This window comes from Stenotrophomonas sp. 05N37 (assembly GCF_056397365.1).
Genome location: NZ_JBFTNG010000001.1, coordinates 1 through 24939, shown reverse-complemented (window position 1 = coordinate 24939; position 24939 = coordinate 1). Strand labels below are relative to the sequence as shown.

The following is a 24939-nucleotide window of genomic DNA, read 5'->3' as shown; positions in this document are numbered from 1 at the left end:
CACACGCCGTTCAACCGGCCGGCGGTATGATCCGGGCCATGAACGCCATCACCCGCAGCACGCCACCCCCGCTGGAAACGCAGATCCTGCCGACCTCGCAGGACTGGGCCGACCTGCAGCGCGCCGTCGCGCTGCTGGAGTCGCCCACGCTAACCGCCAAGATGGCCAACCTGATCGGTTCGCCGCTGGAGTTCGCGGTGAAGAAGTTGCCCGCCGTGGTGTCCAGGCGCATCCACGGCGCGGTCGAGGCGGCGCTGTTCAAGTCCGCGCAGGCGGCGCTGTGGAGCATGGACAACACCCCCGGCAAGGCGGCCTCCACGCGCTGGCACAAGCTGGCCGCGGCGACCAGCGGCGCGGTGGGTGGGGCATTCGGGTTCACCTCGCTGTTCATCGAGCTGCCGGTCTCGACCACGATCATGATGCGCTCGGTGGCCGACGTCGCCCGCAGCGAGGGCTTCGACCTGCGTGAGCTGAGCACCCGGCATGCCTGTCTGGAAGTGTTCGCGCTGGGCGGCAATGCCGGCAGCGACGACGCCAGCGAAACCGGGTACTACATCACCCGTGGCTTCACCGCCGAGGTGATGCGGCACCTGTCGGCCGAGCTGGCCGGGCGCGCCGCCGGCGGGGGCGGGGTGATGATCGGGCTGACGCCGAAGGAAGCCGGCAAGTGGCTGGCCAAGATCGTGGAGAAGGTGGCCGCGCGGTTTGGCGTGGTGGTCACCGAGAAGTTCGCCGCGCAGGCGGTGCCGATCATCGGCGCGGTCACCGGGGCCACGCTCAATACGATGTTCACCGACTACTACCAGGACATGGCGCGGGGCCACTTCATCGTGCGCCGGCTGGAGCGCAGCTACGGCTATGAAACGGTGCGTGCGGCGTACACGATGCTGGCCGACCAGCGCGGCTGAGCGCTACCGGCGGCGTGCAGCGGCGAGGCCGGGGGATCATTGCGCTGGCGTCACAACTGTTTTGCCCCGCCGACGCTGTTGCGTCGCCACGTGCGCCCCCATCCTTCGGGCAGACCTGTTCCGAAGGATACCTTCCATGTTGTTCACCCCCTACCGCATGGGCGCGCTGACGCTGCCCAACCGTATCGTGATGCCGCCGATGACCCGCTCGCGCGCGGCCGACGGCAATGTCGCCACGCCCCTGATGGCCGAGTACTACGCACAGCGCGCGTCCGCGGGCCTGATCGTCAGCGAAGGCACCCAGATCAGCCAGCAGGGCCAGGGCTATGCCTGGACGCCCGGCATCCACGACGAGGCGCAGATCGCCGGCTGGCGCGGCGTCACCGATGCGGTGCATGCCGCCGGCGGGCGTATCGTGGCCCAGCTCTGGCACGTAGGGCGCGTCTCGCACACCGCATTGCAGCCGGGCGGCGCGGCGCCGGTGTCCTCGTCGGCGCTGCTGGCCGAGGGGGTCAAGGTATTCGTCGATCCGCAGGGCAGGGGCCCGCAGGGCGGCGTCGGCGACATGGTGCAGCACTCCATGCCGCGCGCGCTGGCGATCGATGAAATTCCCGGCATCGTGAATGACTACGCCCAAGCCGCCCGCAACGCGATCGATGCCGGCTTCGACGGCATTGAGCTGCACGGCGCCAACGGCTACCTGATCAACCAGTTCATCGACTCGCAGGCCAACCAGCGCACCGACGGCTATGGTGGGTCGCTGCAGAACCGGCTGCGCTTCCTGCGCGAGGTGGTGGAGGCGGTGGCAGCGGCGATCGGTGCCGAGCGCGTGGGCGTGCGTCTGGCGCCGTTGACCACGCTGCAGGGCGCGGTGGATGACACGCCCCAGGCCACCTACCTGGCCGCCGCGCACGTGCTCGACAGCATCGGCGTCGGCTATCTGCACATCGCCGAAGCCGACTGGGACGATGCCCCGGAGATGCCGGTGGCGTTCAAGGAGGCCCTGCGCATGGTCTACCGCGGCACGCTGATCTACGCCGGCAAGTACACCGTCGAATGCGCCGAGGAAGCGCTCACCAAAGGCTGGGCCGACCTGATCGCCTTCGGCCGCCCGTTCATCGCCAACCCGGACCTGCCGGCACGGTTGCAGCACGGCCTGCCGCTGAACGCGCCGGACAAGGCCACCTTCTTCGGTGGCGGCGCCGAAGGATTCACCGATTACCCGGTCGCCGAAACCGCCGACGCCTGACGGTGACTGGCAAGACCGACGATCAAGCAACGCAGCGCGCGTAGAGCTGACCGTTGGTCAGCTGCTCTCCGATCCGACGTCGCGATATCGGAAGGATCCGCCGCGTTGCGTACGGCAGCCGACCAACGGTCCACGGTGCCGCAGCCGACCAACGGTCGGCTCTACGGGTGCTGCGTTCGTTGCGATATCGGCAGGATCCGACGACGTAGAGCTGACCGTTGGTCAGCTGCTCTCCGCCCCGACGTCGCGATATCGAAAAGATCCGCCGCGTTGCGTACGGCAGCCGAGCAACGGTCCACGGTGCGGCAGCCGACCAACGGTCGGCTCTACGGGCGCCGCGTTCGTCGCGATATCGGCAGGATCCGACGTAGAGCTGACCGTTGGTCAGCTGCTCTTCGACCCGACGTCGCGATATCGGAAGGATCCGCCGCGCTGCGTGCGGCAGCCGACCAACGGTCGGCTCTACGGGTGCTGCGTTCGCCGCGATATCGGAAGGATCCGACGTAGAGCTGACCGTTGGTCAGCTGCTCTTCGATCCGACGTCGCGGCATCGGAAGGATCCGCCGCACTGCGTGGGGCAGCCGACCAACGGCCTACGGTGCGGCAGCCGACCAACGGTCGGCTCTACGGGGTGCTGCGTTCGYCGCGATATCGGAAGGATCCGACGTAGAGCTGACCGTTGGTCAGCTGCTCTCCGCCCCGACGTCGCGATATCGCAAGGATCCGCCGCGCTGCGTACGGCAGCCGACCAACGGTCGGCTCTACGGGTGCTGCGTTCGTCGCGATATCGGCAGGATCCGACGTAGAGCTGACCGTTGGTCAGCTGCCCACCGACCCGACGTCGCGATATCGCAAGGATCCGCCGCGCTGCGTACGGCAGCCGACCAACGGTCGGCTCTACGGGTGCTGCGTTCGCCGCGATATCGGAAGGATCCGACGTAGAGCTGACCGTTGGTCAGCTGCTCTTCGATCCGACATCGCGGTATCGGAAGGATCCACCGCGTTGCGTGGGGCAGCCGACCAACACGCAGCCGACCAACGGTCGGCTCTACGGGGGACGGGGCGTTGCGGGTGGTAGGTCGTCGATGGGCCATCGACACCACGCGAATGGATAGTGGCCGATTGCATGTGCCAAGCCGGCGCGGACCGGGTTGGCGAGGATATAGGCCGCCTGATGGCGCAGGTCTTCGTCGTTTCGCAGCGTGTGGTCAAAGTAGCCCGCCTGCCAGAGGGGCCCGCTGCGGTTCAATTGCCGATTCACGAGCAGGCTGCTGCGCGACTTGAACCGCTGCATGCAGCCACCGAGGGAGCCGTGTCGGAGCTGCATCAGCCAATGCACATGGTCCGGCATCACCACCCAGGCGAGGTTGCGGACCATCTGTTCCTGCGCCAACGCCTGCATTACCTGCGCCACGTGCTGTGCCAGACAAGGCTGCCGAAAGTGGGGGACACGGGAATGGACGACGCTGGTCAGTGCATAGATGTTGCCTACGCTGGAGTGGCGGCCATGATGGAGGCGCGGGCTGGACATGCCATCAGGATGTGGCTGGCCTGACGCGGAAAAAATCAGGCTATGTCCATTCAGGGCGTGGGGATGTAGGTGGGGCAGCCGACCAACGGTCGGCTCTACGGCTTTGCAGCCGACCAACGGTCGGCTCTACGCCCAAAAACAAAACCCCGCTTGCGCGGGGTTTTGTTCGTCAACCTGCCAGCCGTATCAGCTGTTGGCCTTCAACTTGGCCAGGCGCAGCCAGGTGTCGACCACGGTGTCCGGGTTCAGCGACACCGACTCGATGCCTTCCTGCATCAACCATTCGGCCAGGTCCGGGTGATCGGACGGGCCCTGGCCACAGATGCCCACGTACTTGCCCTTGGCGCGTGCGGACTTGATCGCCATCGACAGCAGCTTCTTCACCGCCGGGTTCCGCTCGTCGAACAGGTGCGCGACGATCGAGGAATCGCGGTCCAGGCCCAGGGTGAGCTGGGTCAGGTCGTTGGAACCGATCGAGAAGCCGTCGAAGATCTCCAGGAACTCATCGGCGAGCAGTGCGTTGGACGGCACTTCGCACATCATGATGATCTTCAGGCCGTTCTCGCCCTGCTTCAGGCCGTTCTGCTCCAGCACCTCGACGACCTTGCGGCCCTCTTCCAAGGTGCGCACGAACGGGATCATGACCCACAGGTTGTCCAGGCCCATCTCGTTGCGCACGCGCAGCACGGCCTTGCATTCCAGGGCGAAGGCGGCCGAGAAGCTCGGGTCGACGTAGCGGCTGGCGCCGCGGAAGCCGATCATCGGGTTTTCTTCGTGCGGCTCGTAGTTGCTGCCGCCGATCAGGTTGGCGTACTCGTTGGACTTGAAGTCCGACAGGCGCACGATCACCGGGTTCGGGGCGACCGACGCGGTCAGGGTGGCGATGCCCTCGGCCAGACGGCCGACGTAGAAGCTGACCGGATCGGCGTAACCGGCGATCTTCTCGTCGATCTTCTTCTTGGTCGCCGCGTCCTGCCGGTCGTACTCGAGCAGGGCGTTGGGGTGGATGCCGATGTGGCTGGCGATGATCATTTCCAGGCGGGCCAGGCCGATGCCGGCGTTCGGCAGCTGGCCGAAGTCGAAGGCACGTTCCGGGTTGGCCACGTTCATCATGATCTTCAGCGGCGCCGGCGGCATGTTGCCCAGGTCCGTGGTGGTGCGCTCGAACTCGAGAATGCCGTCGTAGATGAAGCCGGTGTCGCCCTCGGCGCAGCTCACGGTCACCTGCTGGCCATCCTCGATCAGCTGGGTGGCGTTGCCCGAGCCGACCACGGCCGGCACGCCCAGCTCGCGGGCGATGATCGCCGCGTGGCAGGTGCGGCCACCGCGGTTGGTCACGATCGCCGAGGCGCGCTTCATCACCGGCTCCCAATCCGGATCGGTCATGTCGGCGATCAGCACGTCACCGGGCTGCACGCGGGCCATGTCCTCGAGCGACTTGACCACGCGCGCGGTGCCGGCACCGATCTTGGCGCCCACGGCGCGACCTTCGGCCAGCACCTTGCCGTCCTTCTGGCTCAGCGCGAAACGTTCGATCTGGGTGGCATGGCCACGCGACTTCACCGTTTCCGGACGGGCCTGCACGATGAACAGCTTGCCGCTCACGCCATCCTTGGCCCACTCGATGTCCATCGGGCGGCCGTAATGCTTTTCGATCACCAGCGCCTGCTTGGACAGTTCCTGCACGTCCTCGTCGCTGATGGAGAACACGTTGCGCTGCTCGGCCGGGGTGTCCTCGATGCGCACGCGCTCGCCGGGCACGTCCGAGTACACCATGCGGATCGCCTTGCTGCCCAGCGAACGGCGCAGGATCGCAGGCTTGCCGGCGCTCAGGGTGGGCTTGTAGACGTAGAACTCGTCCGGGTTGACCGCACCCTGCACGACCATTTCGCCCAGGCCGAACGAGGAGGTGACAAACACCACGTCGCGGAAGCCGGACTCGGTGTCCAGGGTGAACAGCACGCCGGAGGAGCCCACGCCGGAGCGCACCATCAGCTGGACGCCCGAGGACAGGAAGACGTCCTCGTGCTTGAAGCCATGGTGGACGCGGTAGGCGATGGCGCGGTCGTTGTACAGCGAGGCGAACACTTCCTTGACCTTGAGCACGACATCGTCGGCGCCGGTCACGTTGAGGAAGGTTTCCTGCTGGCCGGCGAAGGACGCATCGGGCAGGTCTTCGGCGGTGGCCGAGGAACGTACCGCCACGGCCACGTCGCCGCCGCCATTCTCGTCGCACAGCTGCTGGTAGGCGTTGCGGATGTCCTGGTCCAGCTGCGGCTGCAGCGGGGCGTCGATGACCCAGCCGCGGATCTCCTTGCCGGCAGCGGTCAGCGCGGCGACATCCTCCACGTCCAGCGTGGCCAGCTTGTCGAAAATACGCTTGGAAAGATCGTTGTGCGCGATGAAGTCCTTGAAGGCTTCAGCGGTGGTTGCGTACCCGCCGGGGACAGACACCCCCAGACCGGCAAGATTGCCGATCATTTCGCCAAGCGACGAATTCTTGCCGCCTACGCGGGCCAGGTCGGCCAGGCGCAGTTCGTGCAACCACAGGATGTTCTCGTTCAAGCGCGATGCTCCGTTTGGCCATCGCCCGAGGCGGGCTGGATGGCCACGTCCGTAGGAAGAAGCCGATATGATGCCGGGCAGACCGCCGTCGGCACAAGCTTGTATCGACGGCCTTTTTAAGCTTCAGAGGGGGTAAAAGGCGCATGTCGACGATCCGTCCGGTGTTCTACGTGTCCGATGGAACCGGTATCACCGCTGAAACCATTGGGCATAGCCTCCTGACCCAGTTCTCCGGGTTCAGCTTCATTACCGACCGGATGTCGTTCATCGATGATCCGGAAAAGGCGCGCGAAGCCTGTGAACGGATCCGTGCAGCCGGGGAGCGCTACCAGGTCCGGCCGATCGTGGTCAGTTCCTGCGTGGACAGCGGCCTGAGCGTGATCCTGGCCGAAAGCGGTGGGCTCATGCTGGACGTATTCGCCCCCTTCATCGAGCCGCTGGAGCGCGAACTGGCCGTCAACCGGCACTCCCGGGTGGGCCAGGCGCACGGCATGGTCGACTTCGAGACCTACCACCGGCGCATCAACGCGATGAACTTCGCGCTGACCCACGATGACGGCATCGCCATCAATTACGACGATGCCGACGTGATCCTGGTGGCGGTATCGCGGGCGGGCAAGACCCCGACCTGCATCTACCTGGCGCTGCATTACGGGGTGCGCGCGGCCAATTACCCGCTCACCGACGAGGACCTGGAACACGACCGCCTGCCGCCGCGGCTGCGGCCCTACCGCAAGAAGCTGTTCGGGCTGACCATCGATCCGGACCGGTTGCAGCAGATCCGCCAGGAGCGCCGGCCGAACTCGCGCTACGCCAACCTGGAGACCTGCAAGCGCGAGGTCGCCGCGGCCGAGACGATGTTCCGGATGGAGCGCATCGCTACCCTGAGCACCACCCACACCTCGATCGAGGAGATCTCCAGCAAGGTGTTGACCACGCTGGGGCTGCAGCGCGAGCTGTACTGAGGCCGGGCCACGGCCACCACCGGCCGGTGAACCGTTTCGGCCCGGGCCCTTTGGCCGGGGCCGGGTCGCCCCCACGTTGGAGGATCAACGTGTAGGATCGACCCATGGCCCAGGCTTCCCCCCGCATCGAACGCATCCCCAGGCTCAGCCGCCTGAGCTGGCTGATGGGGCTGTACGCGGAAAACTACCAGCACCTGGTGCGCCTGTTCGCGCCGGCCGAGCTGGTGCCCGGCAGCTACGTGTCCTCGGTCGGCGACGGCCTGGACGTGCGCTTGGATGTCATCGAGTGCCACCGCTACACGGTTGAGCTGCGCCTGACCTACGACTTCGCCGACCCGGTCACCGGGCAGCCGGACCCGTCGGCCTATGTGCGCCTGTACCGTGACGCGCGCCAGGCCGAGACCACCCATTGCTACGTCGGCCGCCGCTGGCAGGACGTGGTGGGGATGTACCCGCCACCGGCCGAGCTGATCAGCCACCGCATGCGGATGAATACCTTCCTCGGCAAATGGCTGGAATACCTGGCCGAGCGCGGCCACGGCGTGGCCACCCTGCGCCGCGATGGCGATGCGTTGCCGGCCCCTGCCGACACCCGCCGCACCCAGGTCGCCGGCTGAGCCGACCGCGCCGCGGCGATCGCGCATAATCGGGGTTTGCGTTCCCAGAGCCCGCGCCTCATGCCTTATACCCCGATCATGGCCACCCTCGGCTACGTGCTGTCACCCGATGGCACCCAGGCCCTGATGATCCACCGCAATGCCCGGCCGGGCGACCTGCACCTCGGCAAGTACAACGGGCTGGGCGGCAAGATGGAGCGCGACGAAGACGCCGCCGCCTGCATGCGCCGGGAGATCCGCGAGGAAGCCGGGATCGAATGCGGCACCATGCGCCTGCGGGGCACGATCAGCTGGCCGGGGTTCGGCAAGAACGGCGAGGACTGGTTCGGGTTCGTCTTCATCATCGATGACTTCACCGGCACCCCGCTGACCTCCAACCCGGAGGGCACGCTGGAGTGGGTGGACCTGGACAAGCTCGACGCGCTGCCGCTGTGGGAGGGCGACCGCAGCTTCCTGCCGCTGGTGTTCGGCGAGGACCCGCGGGCCTTCCACGGGGTGATGCCTTACCGCGACGGCGCGATGCAGTCGTGGAGCTTTACCCGCCTGTAAGCAGCACGGCGGCCCAGGCCGGCCATTGCGCTGCCCGGCATCACCGACGTGCCCGCAGCCGCTGGACCTGCGTTCTGGCAGACGCCGGCAATCGCCGTATGGACGGACAGCGGCGCGATCTGGTTGCACCCATCGCCCGCTGCGGAAGCGCGTGGGCAGGAGCGGGCAGGACGGGCGGCGGCGGGGTCCGCCGCGCACCATAGCGCACCGCGCTGCGGGGCCACAGTGCCTGCGGAGCAGCCGGAGATAACGGCGGGTGATCAATAAATCACCACCGTCGCGTCTATTGAGACTGAGTTGTCCACAGGGGGTGTGGATGACTGGTGCGCAAGTTTGTGGATAAGCGGTGGCAGCCCCCGCCGCTCCTTGCTGTCAAGATGGGTGGTCAAAAATTCACCGCAGGTCGTCGTCGCGTGAAGGCGACGGCAACGCCGATCAAGATGCTGGCGGCCATCTGCTCTGTGACGGTTCGGGCCGGTCGCGGTACTCTCTTGCGATTGCCGTCAACAGATATTCCATGAAACGTCACTTCTCGATGCTGCGCGAGTTCCACCTGGCGGACTGGTTCACCCTGGCCAACGCCTTCTGCGGCACCGGCGCGGTGTTCGCCGCGATGCGCTTCCTGCAGGATGGCGAGCGCAGCTACCTGCTCTTCGGCATGGCGCTGATCCCGCTGGCCTTCATTTTCGACGCGCTGGACGGGCGCATCGCGCGCTGGCGCAAGTCCAGTTCCACCCTGGGCCGCGAGCTCGACTCGCTGTCGGACATCATTTCCTTCGGCGTGGCCCCGGCCGCGCTGGCCTATGCCTGCGGTATGCAGGGCGGCTGGGACTGGCTGGTACTGAGTTACTTCGTGTGCTGCGGGGTGAGCCGGCTGGCGCGCTACAACGTGACCGCCGAGGCCCTGGCCGGCGAAGGCGACAAAGTGCCGTACTTCGAGGGCACGCCGATCCCGACCAGCCTGGCGCTGGTGGTGGTGCTGGCCGTGGCGGCCAGCATGGGCGCGATCGGCCAGGACCTGTGGCTGGGCCAGTGGCAACTGGGCCCGTGGCAGTTGCACCCGATGGTGCTGTTGTTCGCGCTGTCCGGTTCGCTGATGATCAGCAAGACCCTGCGCATCCCCAAGCCGTGAGCCGGAACACGCCCATGCCGTTCGATTCGATCCTGCACGGAGTGTTGGCATGAGCACCGCCGGCAGCGGCAGCAATGCAGGCGACATCGAGGCCCTGGCGCGGCAGTATTTCAGCGCCTGGGGCGATGCGCTGCGGCATGCCGCGGTGCCGCCTGGGCCGGGCGGTCCCGGCGCAGCGGGGCAGGGCAGCTGGCAGCAGGCCATCGACTGGTGGGCGCAGATGATGCCCAACGCCACCAGCAGTCCGGCCGACGCGGCGGTGCACCGTTTCCGCGAACAGGCCGGCGGCTGGTACGGCACGATGCAGCAGGTGGCGGCCCAGTTCGCCGGCCGCGATGCCAGCAGTGCCGACGTGGCCCAGGCCTGGAAGCAGGCCGTGGAAGGCCAGGGCGACGGGCTGCTGCAGTGGATGCTGCAGGGCGCGCGCGGGCAGACCCAGGCCGGTGGACCGGACCTGCTGAAGCTGCTGGAAACGCTGCAGCGCGACCTCGGGCCGTGGCTGCAGAGCCCGGCGTTCGGTCCCGGCCGCGAGCACCAGGCCCGCTGGCAGGCGCTGCTGCGCGCCCAGCAGGAGTACCAGGCGCACTCCAGCGACTACGTGGACCAGATCAAGCAGGCGCTCGATGAGGCGTTCAAGCTGTTCGAACAGCGCCTGGCCGAGCATGAGCAGCCCGGCAACCAGCTGACCAGTGCCCGGGCGATGTTCGACCTGTGGATCGAGGCCGCCGAAGAGGCGTATGCCAAGGTAGCCATGTCCGACGCGTTCCAGCGCATCTATGCGTCGCTCGGCAATGCCCAGATGCGCCTGCGCGCAGCGACCCAGCAGGAGATCGAGCGGGTCTGCGAGGCGATCGGCATGCCCACCCGCACCGAGATGGACGCGGCGCATCGCCGCATCACCGAACTGGAGCGGCTGGTCCGGCGGATGATGGCGGATGCGGCGCCGAAGGCCTCCTCCGCGCCGAAAACACCGCCGCCGGCGCGCACGCGCGCTGGCACGGCGTCGCCGGGCGCAGCCGCCGCTGCGTCGGCCAGGCCACCCAGGACCGCCGCCAGGAAAGTCGCCCGTAAAGCCCCCGGTAAATCAGCCGGCAGTAAATCGGCCGAGAAATCCGCGCCCAAGGCCGCTGCAACCCCCGCAGCGGCCCGGCCGAAGAAGACGCGCACGCCATGAAAGGGCCCTTGGGCTTCAACGCGGACGACCTGCTGCAGGAAACCCTGGCCATGCAGCGCAAGCTGCTGGATGGGCTCACCCTGCTGCCGTCGGTGGAGGACGTGGACTACGGCGCCACCGCACGCGAGGAGGTCTGGCGCGACGGCAAGGTCGCGCTATACCGGTTCGTCGGTACCGACACGCCGGTGCATGCGACCCCGCTGCTGATCGTCTACGCGCTGGTCAACCGCCCGTACATGGTCGACCTGCAGGCCGACCGCTCGCTGGTCCAACGCCTGCTGGCCCTCGGCCACGACGTGTATGTGCTGGACTGGGGCTACCCCGATCGGTCCGAGCGCTACCAGACCCTGGAGGACTACGTGCTGCGCTTCGTCGATGGCGCGGTGGACCACCTGCAGGTGCAAAGCGGGGCGCCGATCAACATGCTCGGCATCTGCCAGGGCGGGGTATTCGCGCTGTGCTATGCCGCGCTGCGCCAGCACAAGCTGGCCAACCTCATCACCATGGTCACCCCGGTCGACTTCCAGACCCCGGACAACATGCTCTCGCACTGGGCACGGCAGGTGGACGTGGACCTGCTGGTGGACACGCTGGGCAACATCCCGGCTGACCTGATGAATGCCAGCTACCTGATGCTCAAGCCGTTCCGGCTCAACGTACAGAAGTACGTCGGCCTGCTCGACATCCTCGACGACAAGGCCGCGCTGGAGGACTTCCTGCGCATGGAAAAGTGGATCTTCGATTCGCCCGACCTGGCCGGCGAGACGTTCCGTGACTTCATCAAGCAGTTCTACCAGGCCAACGGCCTGATGCACGACGGCGTGCGCATCGGCGAGGACACGGTGCAGTTGTCGCAGGTGACCCTGCCGGTGCTCAACATCTACGCCGAGCAGGACCACCTGGTGCCGCCGGATGCGTCACGCGCGATGCGCGGGCGGATTGGCAGCGCGGACTACACCGAAAGCAGTTTCCGCGGCGGCCACATCGGCATTTATGTGTCCGGACGCGCCCAGCGCGAGGTTCCCGGTACGATTACCGATTGGTTGAAGGAACGTTCCGCATGACCCATCGCACCCGATCCGTGCTCGCCCTGGCGCTCATCGCCCCCGGCCTTGCGCTGGCCGCCCCGACCGATAGCGCCCGCCGCGAGATTGCCGGCCTGATCGGTGCGTTGGATGGCTCCAACTGCCGTTTCCAGCGCAATGGCAGCTGGCACGATGCCGCCGAAGCGCGCGCGCACCTGCAGCGCAAGTACGACTACCTGCTCAAGAAAGACAAGGTGGACACCGCCGAGCAGTTCATCGAGCGCGCCGCCAGCCAGAGCAGCATGAGCGGCAAGCCCTACCGCATCGCCTGCCCGGGTCAGCCCGAGCAGACCGCCGCGGTTTGGTTCGGCGCCCGCTTGACGGCCCTGCGCCAACGCACGCCGTAGACATCGTCCGCGCTACAGTCCGCCATCGCCCGCTGCCGGAGACCGCTGCCATGAATGCCACCCCGCAACCGCTGTCGCGCTCGCTCAACGACCGCATGATCGCCGGGGTGATGGGCGGCATCGCGCACCGCTTCGGCTGGAGTTCCACCCTGGTGCGGGTGCTGTTCGTGCTGGTCTCGGTGCTGTCGGCGGCGTTCCCCGGCATCCTGGTCTACCTGATCCTGTGGCTGCTGATCCCCAACGAGGCCGATTGAGCCTGCCCACGCCGGGGCTGCGCATCCTGCAGGGGCTGGGTGCGCTGTGGACTGCGCCCAACACCCTGATCGGACTGGTTGCCGGCCTGGCAGGCATGCTGGCCGGTGCGCGTGCGTCATGGAATCAGCGTGACCTGGCGGTGGTGTTCCGTGAGTGGCCGTGGGGGCCGGGCGGGGCGATCACACTGGGCAACGTGATCCTGCACACCGGCCCGGTGCTGGACGTGCCATGCCGCACCTACGCCCACCAGGCGGGCGAGTGCACCGAGCCGGTGATCGGCCTGCACCACCACGAACGCGCGCACGTCTACCAGTACCTGGTGCTGGGGCCGCTGTACCTGCCGGTATACCTGCTCTGCGGGGGCGTCAGTGCGCGCAATCCGTTCGAGCGGGCCGCCGATGTGTATGCGATGACCGGACGCGGCTGGTGGCCATAGCGTTATCTGGCCGTTAAATTTGCGTAAATAAAACGTCGTGCAATGCGACGTCATCTGCATGCAAACAATGGTTATTAGGCTAAATGACGTATCAGTCAGGTTCGCCGCGCTAAGCTGGTGGCTGTTGTATATGCACGATGCTTTATTGGAGGAACACATCACATGGCAATCGTTCTTTATGTCGGTGGTAGCAAGGATGGCGACAAGGGGCTGGTGCCCCATGGTTTCAGCAAGTCACGGGCCGATACCGACGCTGGGCCGGAGATCTACACCGAACGGTTCATGGAGCTTCCCGGGATTGGTCGGATCCGGGTGATGGCGCTGGAGTCGATGCGCGACGACCTGGTCCACCAACGCACGTCGCAGCTTTATCGATGAGCCGGTAGCGCCGGCCCGCGGTCGGCACCGCACGCCATTGGCGACAGGTTAGGTGCCGGCTGTCAACGCCTTCCCCCCGCCGCCATGCATTGCCACAATCGGGTCTTTCCGTACTGCGGCTCCGGCCGGAAGCAATGCCTGACATCAAGCTCGCCCAGCAGATCGCCCAGACCATCGCCGAAGAAATCGGCGCCCAGCCTGCCCAGGCGCGTGCCGCCATCGACCTGTTGGACGAAGGCGCCAGCGTCCCGTTCATCGCCCGCTACCGGAAGGAAGTCACCGGCGGCCTGGACGACACCCAGCTGCGCAACCTCGAAACGCGCCTGACCTACCTGCGCGAGCTGGAAGACCGCCGCGCCGCGGTGCTGTCCAGCATCGACGAGCAGGGCAAGCTCAGTGACGAGCTGCGCAACGATATCCTCGCCGCGGATACCAAGTCGCGCCTGGAAGACCTCTACCTGCCGTACAAGCCCAAGCGCCGCACCCGCGCCCAGATCGCGCGTGAAGCCGGGCTGGAACCGCTGGCCGACGGCCTGCTGGCCGATCCGACCCGGGACCCGCAGGTCGTTGCCGCCTCCTTCGTCGATACCGACAAGGGCGTGGCCGACACCAAGGCGGCGCTGGAAGGCGCCCGCGCCATCCTGATGGAGCGCTGGGGCGAAGATGCGGCATTGGTCGGCGAGCTGCGCAGCTGGCTGGGCGAGAATGGGGTCATCCGCGCCCGTGTCGCCGAAGGCAAGGAAGAGCAGGGCGCCAAGTACCGCGACTATTTCGATCATGCCGAATCGCTGGCGAAGATCCCCTCGCACCGGCTGCTGGCGTTGTTCCGCGCACGCCGCGAGGAAATCCTGTTCCTCGAACTGGACCCCGGCAGCGATGCCGAGGCCGGCCACGTGTACGCCGAAGGCCGCGTCGCCTACAAGGCCGGCATCCGCGACGCGGGCCGCCCCGGCGACCGCTGGCTGCTGGATGCGTGCCGCCTGACCTGGCGTGCCAAGCTGCACATGCACCTGCTGCTGGACCTGTTCAACCAGGCCCGCGAGAAGGCCGAGGCCGAGGCGATCGCGGTGTTTGGCGACAACCTCAAGGACCTGCTGCTGGCCGCGCCGGCCGGCCCCAAGACCGTGCTCGGGCTGGACCCGGGCATCCGCACAGGCTGCAAGATCGCCGTGGTGGACGCCACCGGCAAGCTGGTGGCCACCGACACCATCTACCCGCATGAACCGCGGCGGCAGTGGGACGCGTCGCTGCACACCCTCAAGCAGCTGTGCCAGAAGCACAACGTGGAGTTGATCGCGATCGGCAACGGCACCGCCAGCCGCGAGACCGACAAGCTGGCCGGCGACGTCATCAAGGCGCTGGGCGATGCCCGGTTGCAGAAGATCGTGGTCAGCGAGGCCGGCGCGTCGGTGTACTCGGCCTCGGAGTTTGCGGCCAAGGAGTTCCCGGACCTGGACGTGTCCATCCGCGGTGCGGTGTCCATCGCCCGCCGCCTGCAGGACCCGCTGGCCGAGCTGGTCAAGATCGAGCCGAAGGCGATCGGCGTGGGCCAGTACCAGCACGACGTGGACCAGTACCGGTTGGCCCGCGCGCTGGATGCGCGCGTGGAAGACTGCGTCAACGCGGTCGGCGTGGAGGTCAACACCGCCTCGGCCGCGCTGCTCGCGCGCGTGTCCGGGCTGTCCTCGACGGTGGCCGAGAACATCGTGCGCCACCGCGACGACAACGGCCCGTTCAAGCGCCGCAAGGACCTGCTCAAGGTGCCGCGCCTGGGCGACAAGACCTTCGAGCAGTGCGCCGGCTTCCTGCGCATCGCCGACGGCGACCAGCCGCTGGATGCGTCCTCGGTGCATCCCGAAGCCTATCCGGTGGTCGAACGCATCGTGGCCGCCACCGCGCGCCCGATCAAGGCGTTGATCGGCGATGGCAGCTTCCTGCGCGGGCTCAAGGCCGAACAGTTCACCGATGCGACGTTTGGCGTGCCGACCGTGCGCGACATCCTCAAGGAACTGGAAAAGCCCGGCCGCGACCCGCGCCCGGAGTTCAAGGCGGCGCAGTTCGCCGAGGGCGTGGAAGAACTCAAGGACCTCAAGGTCGGGATGATCCTCGAGGGCGTGGTCAGCAACGTGGCCGCCTTCGGTGCGTTCGTGGACATCGGCGTACACCAGGACGGCCTGATCCACATCTCCGCGCTGTCGGACACCTACGTCAAGGACCCGCGCGATGTGGTCAAGGCCGGCGACATCGTCAAAGTGAAGGTGCTGGAGGTGGACGTGGCGCGCAAGCGCATCGCCCTGACCCGGCGCCTGGATGACACCCCGGCCCCGGCCAAGGCCCCCGGCGAGCGCGATGCGCGCCCGGCCGGCGCAGGCGGTGGCCGCCGTGACGGTGGTGGGGCGGGCCCGCGCAATGGCGGCCGTGGCGGCCCGTCCGGTCCGCGCCCGGGCAGCGCCGCGCCGCCGGCCAACAACGCCCTGGCCGACGCCTTCGCCCGCGCCAAACGGGGCGGCTGAGCCTCCGCCGGGCAGGGTGCCGGGGGCCCGCCGCGTGCGGCCCCCGGCCTGTCCGGGCGGCTGCTCTGGCGGCGGCACTTCTGGTTTCACCCCGCTTTGGTCACACTTCCCCTCAAATGCCCGTAGGCTGGGGCTCGGGCGGGGAGGCCAGATGACAGTGCAGCAGGCAGGACCGGAGGACCGGGCGGGGCCCAACGCCGTGCGATCGCGCACGACGCCGCGCGCGTGGGCGTGCCGGTGAGCCACGATCGCACCGACATCGGGTCTGGCGGCGACCCCGCGCTGCGCGACATCACCGAGCGCCATCGGCGCCTGCAGATGATCATCGAGGGCACCGCCGCCGGCACCTGGGAGTGGAACATCCAGGACGGGCGGATGTGGGTCAACGAGCGCTGGGCGCAGATCGTGGGCTACACCCGCGACGAACTGGCCCCGATCACCCCGGAGACCTTCTTCCGGCTGGTCCATCCCGACGACCTGGCCCAGTCCAACGCGCTGCTCAACGAGCACATGGAAGGACGCTCGCCGCACTACGACAGCCTGTGCCGGATGCGGCACAAGAACGGCCACTGGATCTGGGTGCAGGACCGCGGCCGCGTCTACGAGTGGGATGACGCGGGGCGCCCGCTGTGGATGGCCGGCGCGCATGCCGATGTGACCGACCTGCAGAACGCGCGCCAGGACGCGGCCAACATGCGCCAGCGCCTGCAGGCGGTGGTGGATGCGTCCGACGAGGTGGCGGTGATTGCCACCGACGTGGACGGGGTGATCAACCTGTTCAATACCGGCGCGCAGAAGCTGCTGGGCTACAGCGCCGAGGACGTGATCGGCAAGGCCAACCCCGGCGTGTTCCACGACCCCGACGAAATGATGGATTACCTGCGCCCGCAGGCCGACGCGGACGGGCGCATGCCGACCGTCTTCGAGGCGCTCACCGCCCAGGCCGCACAGGGCACCTGGTCGCACCAGTGGACGTTCGTGCGCAAGGATGGCGAGCATCGCCAGGTCCGGTTGTCGATCAGCCCGCTCAACTGTGCCGGCGGCCAGCGACTGGGGTATGTGGGCATGGCCGTGGACATCACCCCGATGATCGAAGTGCGCGAGCAGGCCTACCTGGCGGCCGAGAAATTCTCCGGTGCATTCTCCTCGGCGGCGCTGGGCATGGCGCTGGTGTCGCTGGAAGGGCGCTGGATGGACGTCAACGATGCCCTGTGCGGCATCCTCGGCTACACCCGTGCCGAGTTGCTGGAGATCGACTTCCAGACCCTGACCCACCCCGACGACCTGCATGCCGACCTGGCCCTGGTCGGCGACCTGCTGGCGGGGCGCCGCGACCACTACCACATGGACAAGCGCTACCTGGGCAGGGCCGGCAACGTGGTCTGGGGCCGGTTGTCGGTGTCGCTGGTGCGCTCGGAGCACGGCGAACCGCTGCATTTCGTGTCGCAGATCCAGGACGTCACCGCCCAGCGCCAGAGCAGCCTGCAACTGCGCGACTCCGAACAGCGCACCCGGGTCACCCTGGATGCGGTGGCCGACATGGTGCTCACCCTGGACCTGCACGGCCAGATCCAATATGCCAACGCTGCGGCGACCCGCGCGCTGGCGGGTGAGGGGGCCGCGCCGCTGACCCATGGCCAGGTGCAGGACGTGATGGAGCTGACCACCGAGTACGCGCCGCGGTCGCCCCTGGACATCGCGGTGCTGCTGGACCCGGACAGCAACGCGGTGGACCTGCACTCGGACCTGCTGCTGTCGGTGGGGGCACAGCTGGTGCCGGTCGATGTGACCCGGGCCTGGCTTCGTGGCGAGGATGGACAGGTCACGGGGGCGGTCTGGGTGATCCGTGACGTCACCCAGCAGCGCGCCCGCCAGCGCGAGGCCCGCCACCTGGCCGAGGTGGACCCGTTGACCGAACTGAGCAACCGCCGCGGCTTCGAGGCGCACCTGCAGCAGGCCATCACCCGGGTGGCCCGCACCGGGCAATCGGCCTCGCTGATGTTCATCGACCTGGACAACTTCAAGCCGATCAACGACAGCCACGGCCACCTGGCCGGGGACGCCATGTTGTGGGCGGTGGCCAACGTGCTGCGCCATGGGGTGCGCGACTCGGACATCGTGGCCCGGCTGGGCGGCGACGAGTTCGCGGTGATCCTGGCCGGTTGCTCGCTCAAGCGCGCCCGCCGCATCGCCAGCGACCTGCTCGAATCGGTGCGGAGCCTGACCATCCCGTGGGACCTGCAGCGGCTCAGCGTGGGCGCCAGCATCGGCATCGCGGCGATCGGCGGCAACATGAGCGTGGATTCGGCCGTGGCCGCCGCCGATGCCCAGTGCTACCGGGCCAAGGCGCTGGGCAAGAACAACGTCCAGGTCGAGGTGCCGCTCGGCCAGGCCAGCGACCCGCTGGACGCGGTCGAGACCAGCGAGGGCGGCGAGGGCTGAGCCCGCCGCCCGGGCCGCCCCCTTTGATTGGTCCGCCCTAAACTTTCCTCAGCGCCAGTCGATACCGGTATTGGAGCCACCTTCGCGTGGGTCCGCGCTGGCCCTTGGCTGCCCCCCCGCTCGTGTGGCCGGGACCGCGTGCCTTTGCAACACAGCGTCTGCAGGAAGCAGGACCATGTTGTACAAGCCGCAGGAATGACGCCAGCCCACGGGTGTCTTCGCACGTCCCCAAGCCAACCGATGTGCCGGCGGGCATGTTGCCCGCCGGATCCCACCAGCTACCGGGCACCGAGGATCAGATGATGCTTACTTCAGGCATGCATGCGCATGTGCAGGAACAGGTTGCCGACGCCGGCGTTTCGCCGTGGCGCGCACTGGTTGCACCGTTCGTAGCCCGCCGCGATGCGCGCGGCACCGCCGATGCCGCCCAGCAGCGGCGCCAGCGCGAGCTGGAGGCGCAGGTCGCCGCGCTGCACCGGGTGCAGGCGGTGATCGAATTCGACCTGGACGGGACCATCCTCCACGCCAACGACAACTTCCTGCAGGCCGTGGGCTACGCGCTGGAGGAAATCCAGGGCCGGCACCATGCGATGTTCGTCGACCCGGCCCTTGCCCAGAGCCTGGAGTACCGGGAGTTCTGGGCCAAGCTCGGGCGCGGCGAGTACGACGCCGGGCAGTACCGCCGGCTGGGCAAGGGCGGCCGCGAGATCTGGATCCAAGCCTCCTACAACCCGGTGCTGGATGCCAACGGGCGTCCCTACAAGGTGGTGAAATTCGCCACCGACATCACCGCGCAGATGCAGCAGGCCGCCGATGTCTCCGGCCAGCTGGCGGCGATCAACAAATCGCAGGCGGTGATCGAGTTCGGCCTGGATGGCCGCATCCTGTCGGCCAACGACAATTTCCTGGCCACCACCGGCTACACGCTGGACGAGGTGCGTGGCCAGCACCATGCGATTTTCGTCGACCCCGAGCACCGCCAGAGCCTGGAATACCGCCAGTTCTGGGAGAAGCTGGGGCGCGGCGAGTATGACGCCGGCCAGTACAGGCGCTTTGGCAAAGGCGGCCGGGAGGTCTGGATCCAGGCTTCCTACAACCCGATCTTCGACATGAACGGGCGTCCGTTCAAGGTGGTCAAGTACGCCACCGACATCACCGCCCAGGTGCGCGACAGCCAGGCCATGCAGCAAGCCGTCGCGCAGACCCGCGAGGTGGTGGCCGCGGCGCAGGGCGGCGACCTCACCGGGCACATCGCCACCGCGGACAAGACCGGCCACATCGCCGAGCTGTGCGAAGGCATCAACGCGCTGGTCGATGCGATGGCCACGATCATCGGCCAGATCAAGTTCGCCGCCGATACCATCGCGGTGGGCGCCAGCGAGATCGCCGAAGGCAACAGCGACCTGTCGGTCCGCACCGAGCAGCAGGCGGCGTCGCTGGAGGAAACCGCGGTCTCGATGAAGGGCCTCACCGCGACCGTGCAGCAGACCGCCGCCAACGCGCGCCAGGCCAGCGAACTGGCGATCGGCGCGGTAGACGTGGCTGCGCAGGGCGGCCACGTCGTGCACGAAGTGGTCTCCACGATGGCGCTGATCAACGCATCGTCGCGCCGCATCGTGGACATCATCGGGGTGATCGACGGCATCGCCTTCCAGACCAACATCCTCGCGCTGAATGCCGCCGTGGAGGCCGCGCGTGCCGGTGAGCATGGCCGTGGTTTCGCCGTGGTCGCCACCGAGATCCGCGAACTGTCGCAGCGCTCGGCCAGTGCGGCCAAGGAGATCAAACAGCTCATTGCCGACTCCGTGGAGAAGGTGGGCACCGGCACCGGCCAGGTCGAGAGTGCAGGGCGCACCATGGATGAGATCGTGGTCAACGTGAAGCGGGTCAGCGCACTGGTCACCGAGATCAGCGCGGTGGCCCAGCAGCAGAGCGAGAGCATCGGCCAGATCAACCAGGCGGTCGATCACATCGACCAGAGCACCCAGCAGAACGCCGCGCTGGTGGAAGAAGCCTCCGCGGCCGCGCGCAGCATGGAAGAGCAGGCCACGCAGTTGCTGCAGACGGTGGCGGCGTTCCGGGTGGATGCGGGCAAGGGCGCGCCACGCGCGGCGGGCGGCCACGTGGCGCACGTTGGGCATCCGCCGCTGCGCCTGGTCTAGGCAGGGGCGATCACGCCACGGCGCGATGCCGGCAGCAGGGTCCCTGCGGGACCCTGTGCGCGGCGTGTCGCATCGGAATCGTTGCAAAACCCGTCACTGAAACCGCTTTTACCACTCCTTGCATGGTGTGCCTGGGGGTGGGGTGGTCTCCTAGCGGGTACGCGTCGAACGCCCATTCGGGCAATGCGCACGTCGTCCGCCGTACAGACCGCCCGCGCTTTCAAAGAAACGAAATGCTCCATCTCAATCGATCCCGCCCCCGGGCCAACCGCCAGCGCGGCATCACCCTGGTCGAGCTGATCGTCGCCATCGGCGCCCTGGCGGTGTTGCTGGCGGTCACCGTTCCCGGCTACCGGCACCACACCGCACGCTCGCGCATCAGCGCGATGCTGGAGGAACTCTCGCACGGCAAGGCCGGCGCCGAGTGGCTGGTCAACACCGGCGCGCAGGGCGACTACGTCAGCAACCCCGGCATGGTTGGCCTGCAGGGAACGTCCTCGCTCTGCACCACCATCGTGGTGGACATCATCGTTCCCGCCCGCACGGCACACCTGTATTGCGGCGGCGAATTCCTCGACTTCGTCGCCCTCGACTACAGCGTCGATCAGGGCTGGCAGTGCACGACCAGCGCGTCGCGTGCAGCCCCCCACAACGAGTGGGCACCGGCAGGCTGCACCGCCGTGCTTGAGCGCCTGTCACCTTGAACGCGCGGCCGGTTGCCGTGCTTGCATCCGGGCCGCCGCTGCGGATACCGGCCGGGGTCACCAGCCTGTGGGTACAACTGCGCGGCAGTACCGTCATCGAGGGCCGCGAGGGCCGGCTGGAACTGCGTCGCGGCGGATGGCTCATGCTCGGCCCCGATTCGACGCCGCTGCTGCGCGCGGGCCGCCTCGGGATCTGCGCCGGCGTTTGCCTGTCCTCCGATACGCTGGAGGCACTGGGCACAGGCGCCGGGCCGATGTACCCCGGCGTCGGCCAGATGCCAGCGGCCGAACTGCGGATGGCGATCCAACTGTGGCGTCGGCGCGCGTCCGCACCGGCCAGCAAGGCGCAGGGCCATGCGGATCTGCGCCCGTTGCTGCTGCTCATGGCCGACCAGCAACGCGGGATCGCGGCCCGCGCCGCACACTGCCCGGGCCACTCGCCAGCGCGCAGGCAGCAGGTGTTGGCCACGCTGCAGACCGCCTGCCTGATCATGCACGGCCATACCGAGCGCGCTGTCCCTTCACGCGAGCTCGCCAACCGGTTGGGCATGCCCGTGCGCTATTTTTCCGAAGCGTTCCTGGCCGCCTACGGCTGCACGCCGCTGCAGTTCGGCACGCAGGTGCGGCTGAAACAGGCCGCCCGCCGGGTACGGCGTGGCGAGATGGGCGTGGACGCGGCGGCGCTCGCCATAGGCTTCAAGCACGCCGGCACCTTCCTGCGCGCCTTTCGCGCGACGCTGGGCGTGAGCCTGCACGACCACTGCGAGCAGGCCCGCCGGTAGCAATGGGCGCTATGGGATGCGACCGGCCCACGGCGTGGGCATCCGGCCGACCGGCACGGATCACAGGCGCAGCAGTTGCTCCCGCCAGTTGCGCTTTTCCACGGTGCGGATGCGGGGTGCCCGATCGAGGTGGGCCAGATAGCGGGGCAGGTGGGACAGTTCGTCGTCGCAGGGATCGCCGGTGAACTCGCGTACGCAGACCAGGTTGCCGTAGTTCTTCGCGTATTTGCGCGGGGTGTCGTCGATCCCGATGATCTGGTCGAGCGCGAAACCGAGCTTCTTGAGCTTGGCCAGGCGTTTCTCGCTGGCGTAGTGGCCGGTCTCCCAATCCCGCGCGGTGCTGCAGCGGGCCGACGACCAGACGAACGCAACCGGGTGCGCGCCCATCAACTGCGCCACCAGCGGTTCCGCATACCCTTGGCCGGACGACGTCCAGACCCCGACCTCGAAAGTGGCGAACGCATAGTCGAGGAAGGCGTCCAGATGGGGGCGCTTGTACACGTGGTAGCCGGCAACGCGCAGGTCGGCGGGGCGATCCAGCGCGTGTTCGCTGGCGAACACCAGGGTTTCATCGATGTCCAACACCAGCAGTTTGCGTCCTTGCCGATCCACGCCTCACTCCCTTGGAAACGGGCGCCGCTGCGGCGGTCCCTGACAACAGCGTAGGCACCTCGTGCGAGCGCAGCAAGCCGGTACGCGGTGCCCGGCGCGCGGGACGACGTGATGCGATCGACGCTGTCGGCCGGGACCCGGCCGCGGCGGCGACGCATGCCGTCGGCCGGTCGTGCGACGGATACCGCAGTATCGCCATCAGGCCGCAAAACGGCCGGCGGCTGAAACGCAAAAGGCCAGATCCGTGGGATCTGGCCTCTGCGTGTTCCATGGTGCCGAAGGTGGGACTCGAACCCACACGCTTTTAAGGGCGGCGGATTTTGAGTCCGCTGCGTCTACCGATTCCGCCACTTCGGCTGGCTGGCCGCGTAGTGTATACAAAACACGACGGTCTGGGGAGATCTGAATGCTTCAGTCGCCATGCGGCCGTCATCTGGGCGGGACGCTATACTCACCGTGCTGAACCATACAGGGAGCCGGTATGAGCGCGTTGCAGGATCTGCGGGTACTGGTGGTGGAAAACGATGAGATGAGCGCCACGCTGCTGCAGATGCAGCTGGTGCAGTCCGGTGCGGTCGTGGTGGGGGTGGCGGCATCGGTGTCCGAGGCGTTGCGCTTGCTGGGGGCCAGCGATCCCCAGGTCGCCTTGCTGGATTACCGGCTGGCCAACAACGAAACCAGTGAGGCCGTTGCGGCTGGCCTGGGCGCGCGCGGCATTCCGTTCGTGCTCGCCACCGGCATGGCGCCGGACCACCTGCCCGAGGTATTCCGCAGTGGCGTGTTGCTGGGCAAGCCCTATCTCACCGCGGAACTGAACGCCGCGCTGGCGCGCGCGCTGCGGGGCGCGTCGGTCGCCAGCTGAGCGGGTGGCTCACGCCGCCTCGGCGTACGCCAGTGATACGGGCTCGCGGTCATCCAGGATGCGGTAGAGCGCGGCCAGGTCCTGCGGGTCCGGGTTGAGCCACGCATCCAGGTATTCGGCCCGGATCGGCACGATACAGCGATCATGGCCCGCCGCCGCCACGTCACGCGGCGGTTCATCGGTGATGGCGGCAAAGGACAGCAGGCGGCCTTCGGGGCCCTCCCACTCGGACCACAGGCAGGCGATCAGCAGGTCGCGCGGCGGCTGCGGTCGAAACTCCAGCACCACGTTGCCCGGTTTCTCGCCGGGCGCCAGCCTGCGCTGTTCCAGTGCATGGCGCGGGACGTGTTCGTAGAACGACTGCACCACCACCACGCCGTGGCGATGCCCGAACGCGGACTTCCAGTACGAGGCGAGGCTGTCGCGCCGGGCGTTGTAGGTACCCGGATACAGCGTGTCGTTGCGAGCGGGTTTGTCAGGCAGGCGGCACTGGTAGCGCATGGGCTTGATCACCCGCTGGCCGTGCTCGGACACGATCACCGGCGCGTATACGCCAGGAAAGATGCGGCTGTCACGCGGCAGCAGGCCGGTGCGGCGCAGGTCGTCCAACCGCGCCTGCGCGCGCTCGATCCGGTTGCCGGCAACGCGCAGCGCGTTGCGTGCCTTCTGCGTGGGGCGGTGGGCCAGGGCCTCTTCGGCCTCCTTGAGGCGCGCGGACTGCACGCGGATCTCCTCGTCCAGCGCCTGCATTTCCTCGGCATGCCAGTGCTGGATCTTCGCCACGATGTCCTGGCCCTGGGCGGTACGCGCGCCGGCAAAGCCATCGTCCATGGCCTTGGGGGTCTTCGGGCGGTGCTTGCCAGGGTCGTGCGCGTAGAGCTGGGCGAACTCGTCCAGCGACAGCATGGCGCCGAATTCGCGGACCAGTTTGGTGTAATCGGCGCGGATCTGGGCGGAATAGCACATGGGGCAGGGCAGCGGCAGACAGGGGTACAGCATAGGCCTCTTCGTCGCACCCGGTGAGAAACCCATGGGTATGCTGGGGGTTCCTTTCTGTTGCGTGTCCTGCCATGTCCCTGCCTGACGGCCTCCAGTGTTTTCCCCACACGCCCGATGTGGACGAGTACCGCGCGCTGCGCGTGGCTGCCGGGCTCAGTCCCAAATCGCACGAAGCCGCCACGCTTGGGCTGCCGCATACGGTGTTCGGGGTAAGCATCCGTGATGGCCGTAGGCTGGTGGCGATGGGACGGCTGATCGGGGACCGCGGCTGCTTCCTGCAGGTGGTGGATATCGCGGTGTTGCCCGCATGGCAGGGGCGGGGGCTGGGCAAGGTGGTGATGCAGCAGTTGGACCAGTGGCTGGCCGCGCATGCGGTGGGAGCCTATGTCAGCCTGATTGCCGATGGCCACGCCAACCGCCTGTATGCGCAGTTTGGTTTCGCGGAAACCGCGCCCCGGTCGGTGGGGATGGCCAAGGTGGTCACGTAGGCGCGAGGGTCGGCGCTGGGCCGCTGCCGAGCACCCAAACAAAAAGCCCCGACCGAAGTCAGGGCTGTTTGTTTGAAGCTGGCGTCCCCACGGGGATTCGAACCCCGGTCGCCACCGTGAAAGGGTGATGTCCTAGGCCTCTAGACGATGGGGACGCGTTAAACCGAATTTGTCTTCCATCGGA

The 24939-nt window shown here is 67.7% G+C and carries 23 protein-coding genes and 2 tRNA genes; 19 read left to right on the top strand and 6 right to left on the bottom strand.

Going from position 1 to position 24939, the window contains the following annotated elements; all coding sequences use genetic code 11:
• Positions 1 to 38 precede the first annotated feature (38 nt).
• Both AC1DGC_RS00125 and AC1DGC_RS00120 read left to right on the top strand, forming a co-directional pair.
• Positions 39 to 908, top strand: coding sequence for an EcsC family protein (locus AC1DGC_RS00125; RefSeq protein ID WP_478046941.1), 870 nt, complete (start codon positions 39 to 41; stop codon positions 906 to 908).
• A gap of 136 nt (positions 909 to 1044) precedes the next feature.
• Positions 1045 to 2157 (top strand): alkene reductase, encoded by a 1113-nt coding sequence (locus AC1DGC_RS00120; protein WP_478046940.1) that lies wholly within the window; start codon positions 1045 to 1047, stop codon positions 2155 to 2157.
• A gap of 1048 nt (positions 2158 to 3205) precedes the next feature.
• Here AC1DGC_RS00120 and AC1DGC_RS00115 read toward each other — a convergent pair.
• Both AC1DGC_RS00115 and ppsA read right to left on the bottom strand, forming a co-directional pair.
• Positions 3206 to 3688 (bottom strand): REP-associated tyrosine transposase, encoded by a 483-nt coding sequence (locus AC1DGC_RS00115; protein ID WP_478046939.1) that lies wholly within the window; start codon positions 3686 to 3688, stop codon positions 3206 to 3208.
• 186 nt (positions 3689 to 3874) lie between these two features.
• Positions 3875 to 6253, bottom strand: coding sequence for a phosphoenolpyruvate synthase (gene ppsA / locus AC1DGC_RS00110; protein ID WP_394163576.1), 2379 nt, complete (start codon positions 6251 to 6253; stop codon positions 3875 to 3877).
• 143 nt (positions 6254 to 6396) lie between these two features.
• Between ppsA and ppsR the strand changes: the two genes are divergently transcribed.
• From ppsR to AC1DGC_RS00035, 15 genes are all read left to right on the top strand, one after another.
• Positions 6397 to 7218, top strand: a complete 822-nt coding sequence (ppsR, locus tag AC1DGC_RS00105) for a posphoenolpyruvate synthetase regulatory kinase/phosphorylase PpsR (protein WP_259202984.1) — start codon at positions 6397 to 6399, stop codon at positions 7216 to 7218.
• A gap of 104 nt (positions 7219 to 7322) precedes the next feature.
• Positions 7323 to 7835, top strand: coding sequence for a DUF1249 domain-containing protein (locus AC1DGC_RS00100; RefSeq protein ID WP_259202983.1), 513 nt, complete (start codon positions 7323 to 7325; stop codon positions 7833 to 7835).
• A 60-nt stretch (positions 7836 to 7895) separates the two neighbouring features.
• Positions 7896 to 8384: an NUDIX hydrolase gene (locus AC1DGC_RS00095; protein ID WP_259202982.1), complete on the top strand. Its 489-nt coding sequence runs from the start codon at positions 7896 to 7898 to the stop codon at positions 8382 to 8384.
• A gap of 517 nt (positions 8385 to 8901) precedes the next feature.
• Positions 8902 to 9516 carry a CDP-alcohol phosphatidyltransferase family protein gene (locus tag AC1DGC_RS00090; RefSeq protein WP_259202981.1) on the top strand — a complete coding sequence of 205 codons (615 nt, stop codon included), beginning with the start codon at positions 8902 to 8904 and terminating at the stop codon, positions 9514 to 9516.
• A gap of 49 nt (positions 9517 to 9565) precedes the next feature.
• Positions 9566 to 10690, top strand: coding sequence for a class III poly(R)-hydroxyalkanoic acid synthase subunit PhaE (gene phaE, locus AC1DGC_RS00085; RefSeq protein ID WP_478046938.1), 1125 nt, complete (start codon positions 9566 to 9568; stop codon positions 10688 to 10690).
• On the top strand, positions 10687 to 11754 hold the full coding sequence (gene phaC, locus AC1DGC_RS00080; protein ID WP_478046937.1) for a class III poly(R)-hydroxyalkanoic acid synthase subunit PhaC: 1068 nt from the start codon (positions 10687 to 10689) through the stop codon (positions 11752 to 11754). The genes phaE and phaC overlap by 4 nt, the downstream gene beginning before the upstream one ends.
• Positions 11751 to 12122 (top strand): YfeK family protein, encoded by a 372-nt coding sequence (locus AC1DGC_RS00075; RefSeq protein ID WP_449336328.1) that lies wholly within the window; start codon positions 11751 to 11753, stop codon positions 12120 to 12122. Before phaC ends, AC1DGC_RS00075 begins: the two co-directional genes overlap by 4 nt.
• Before the next feature lie 50 nt (positions 12123 to 12172).
• Complete coding sequence (locus AC1DGC_RS00070; RefSeq protein ID WP_259202977.1) at positions 12173 to 12376, top strand: PspC domain-containing protein; 204 nt, start codon at positions 12173 to 12175, stop codon at positions 12374 to 12376.
• A 2-nt stretch (positions 12377 to 12378) separates the two neighbouring features.
• Entirely contained in the window at positions 12379 to 12813 is a 435-nt protein-coding gene (locus tag AC1DGC_RS00065; RefSeq protein WP_478047462.1) for a hypothetical protein, read from the top strand.
• A 162-nt stretch (positions 12814 to 12975) separates the two neighbouring features.
• Positions 12976 to 13191 carry a hypothetical protein gene (locus AC1DGC_RS00060; protein ID WP_259202974.1) on the top strand — a complete coding sequence of 72 codons (216 nt, stop codon included), beginning with the start codon at positions 12976 to 12978 and terminating at the stop codon, positions 13189 to 13191.
• Positions 13192 to 13325: 134 nt separating this feature from the next.
• Positions 13326 to 15704 (top strand): Tex family protein, encoded by a 2379-nt coding sequence (locus AC1DGC_RS00055; protein WP_478046936.1) that lies wholly within the window; start codon positions 13326 to 13328, stop codon positions 15702 to 15704.
• A 237-nt stretch (positions 15705 to 15941) separates the two neighbouring features.
• On the top strand, positions 15942 to 18146 hold the full coding sequence (locus AC1DGC_RS00050; RefSeq protein WP_394163588.1) for a PAS domain S-box protein: 2205 nt from the start codon (positions 15942 to 15944) through the stop codon (positions 18144 to 18146).
• 299 nt (positions 18147 to 18445) lie between these two features.
• The gene (locus tag AC1DGC_RS00045; protein ID WP_478046935.1) at positions 18446 to 20308 is read left to right on the top strand and encodes a methyl-accepting chemotaxis protein; all 1863 of its coding nucleotides are present in this window, start codon (positions 18446 to 18448) and stop codon (positions 20306 to 20308) included.
• A gap of 233 nt (positions 20309 to 20541) precedes the next feature.
• Positions 20542 to 21012, top strand: a complete 471-nt coding sequence (locus tag AC1DGC_RS00040) for a pilin (RefSeq protein ID WP_478046934.1) — start codon at positions 20542 to 20544, stop codon at positions 21010 to 21012.
• Positions 21009 to 21794, top strand: coding sequence for an AraC family transcriptional regulator (locus AC1DGC_RS00035; RefSeq protein ID WP_449336325.1), 786 nt, complete (start codon positions 21009 to 21011; stop codon positions 21792 to 21794). The genes AC1DGC_RS00040 and AC1DGC_RS00035 overlap by 4 nt, the downstream gene beginning before the upstream one ends.
• A 60-nt stretch (positions 21795 to 21854) precedes the next feature.
• Here the strand turns inward: AC1DGC_RS00035 and AC1DGC_RS00030 are convergent, their stop codons facing one another.
• Positions 21855 to 22406, bottom strand: a complete 552-nt coding sequence (locus AC1DGC_RS00030; RefSeq protein ID WP_394163594.1) for an NIF family HAD-type phosphatase — start codon at positions 22404 to 22406, stop codon at positions 21855 to 21857.
• A gap of 270 nt (positions 22407 to 22676) precedes the next feature.
• A tRNA-Leu gene (locus AC1DGC_RS00025) sits at positions 22677 to 22763 on the bottom strand.
• Between the two features lie 124 nt (positions 22764 to 22887).
• On the opposite strand from AC1DGC_RS00025, the gene AC1DGC_RS00020 reads away from it, so the two are divergent.
• Positions 22888 to 23268: a response regulator gene (locus AC1DGC_RS00020; RefSeq protein WP_394163596.1), complete on the top strand. Its 381-nt coding sequence runs from the start codon at positions 22888 to 22890 to the stop codon at positions 23266 to 23268.
• A 9-nt stretch (positions 23269 to 23277) separates the two neighbouring features.
• On the opposite strand, the gene AC1DGC_RS00015 is transcribed toward AC1DGC_RS00020, so the two are convergent.
• Complete coding sequence (locus AC1DGC_RS00015; protein ID WP_478046933.1) at positions 23278 to 24234, bottom strand: SOS response-associated peptidase family protein; 957 nt, start codon at positions 24232 to 24234, stop codon at positions 23278 to 23280.
• A 104-nt stretch (positions 24235 to 24338) separates the two neighbouring features.
• Here AC1DGC_RS00015 and AC1DGC_RS00010 point away from each other — a divergent pair, with 104 nt between their 5' ends.
• A complete protein-coding gene (locus AC1DGC_RS00010; RefSeq protein ID WP_478046932.1) occupies positions 24339 to 24755 on the top strand; it encodes a GNAT family N-acetyltransferase in 417 nt (138 codons plus the stop codon).
• Between the two features lie 79 nt (positions 24756 to 24834).
• Here the strand turns inward: AC1DGC_RS00010 and AC1DGC_RS00005 are convergent.
• Positions 24835 to 24910, bottom strand: a tRNA-Glu gene (locus AC1DGC_RS00005).
• Positions 24911 to 24939: the final 29 nt, after the last annotated feature.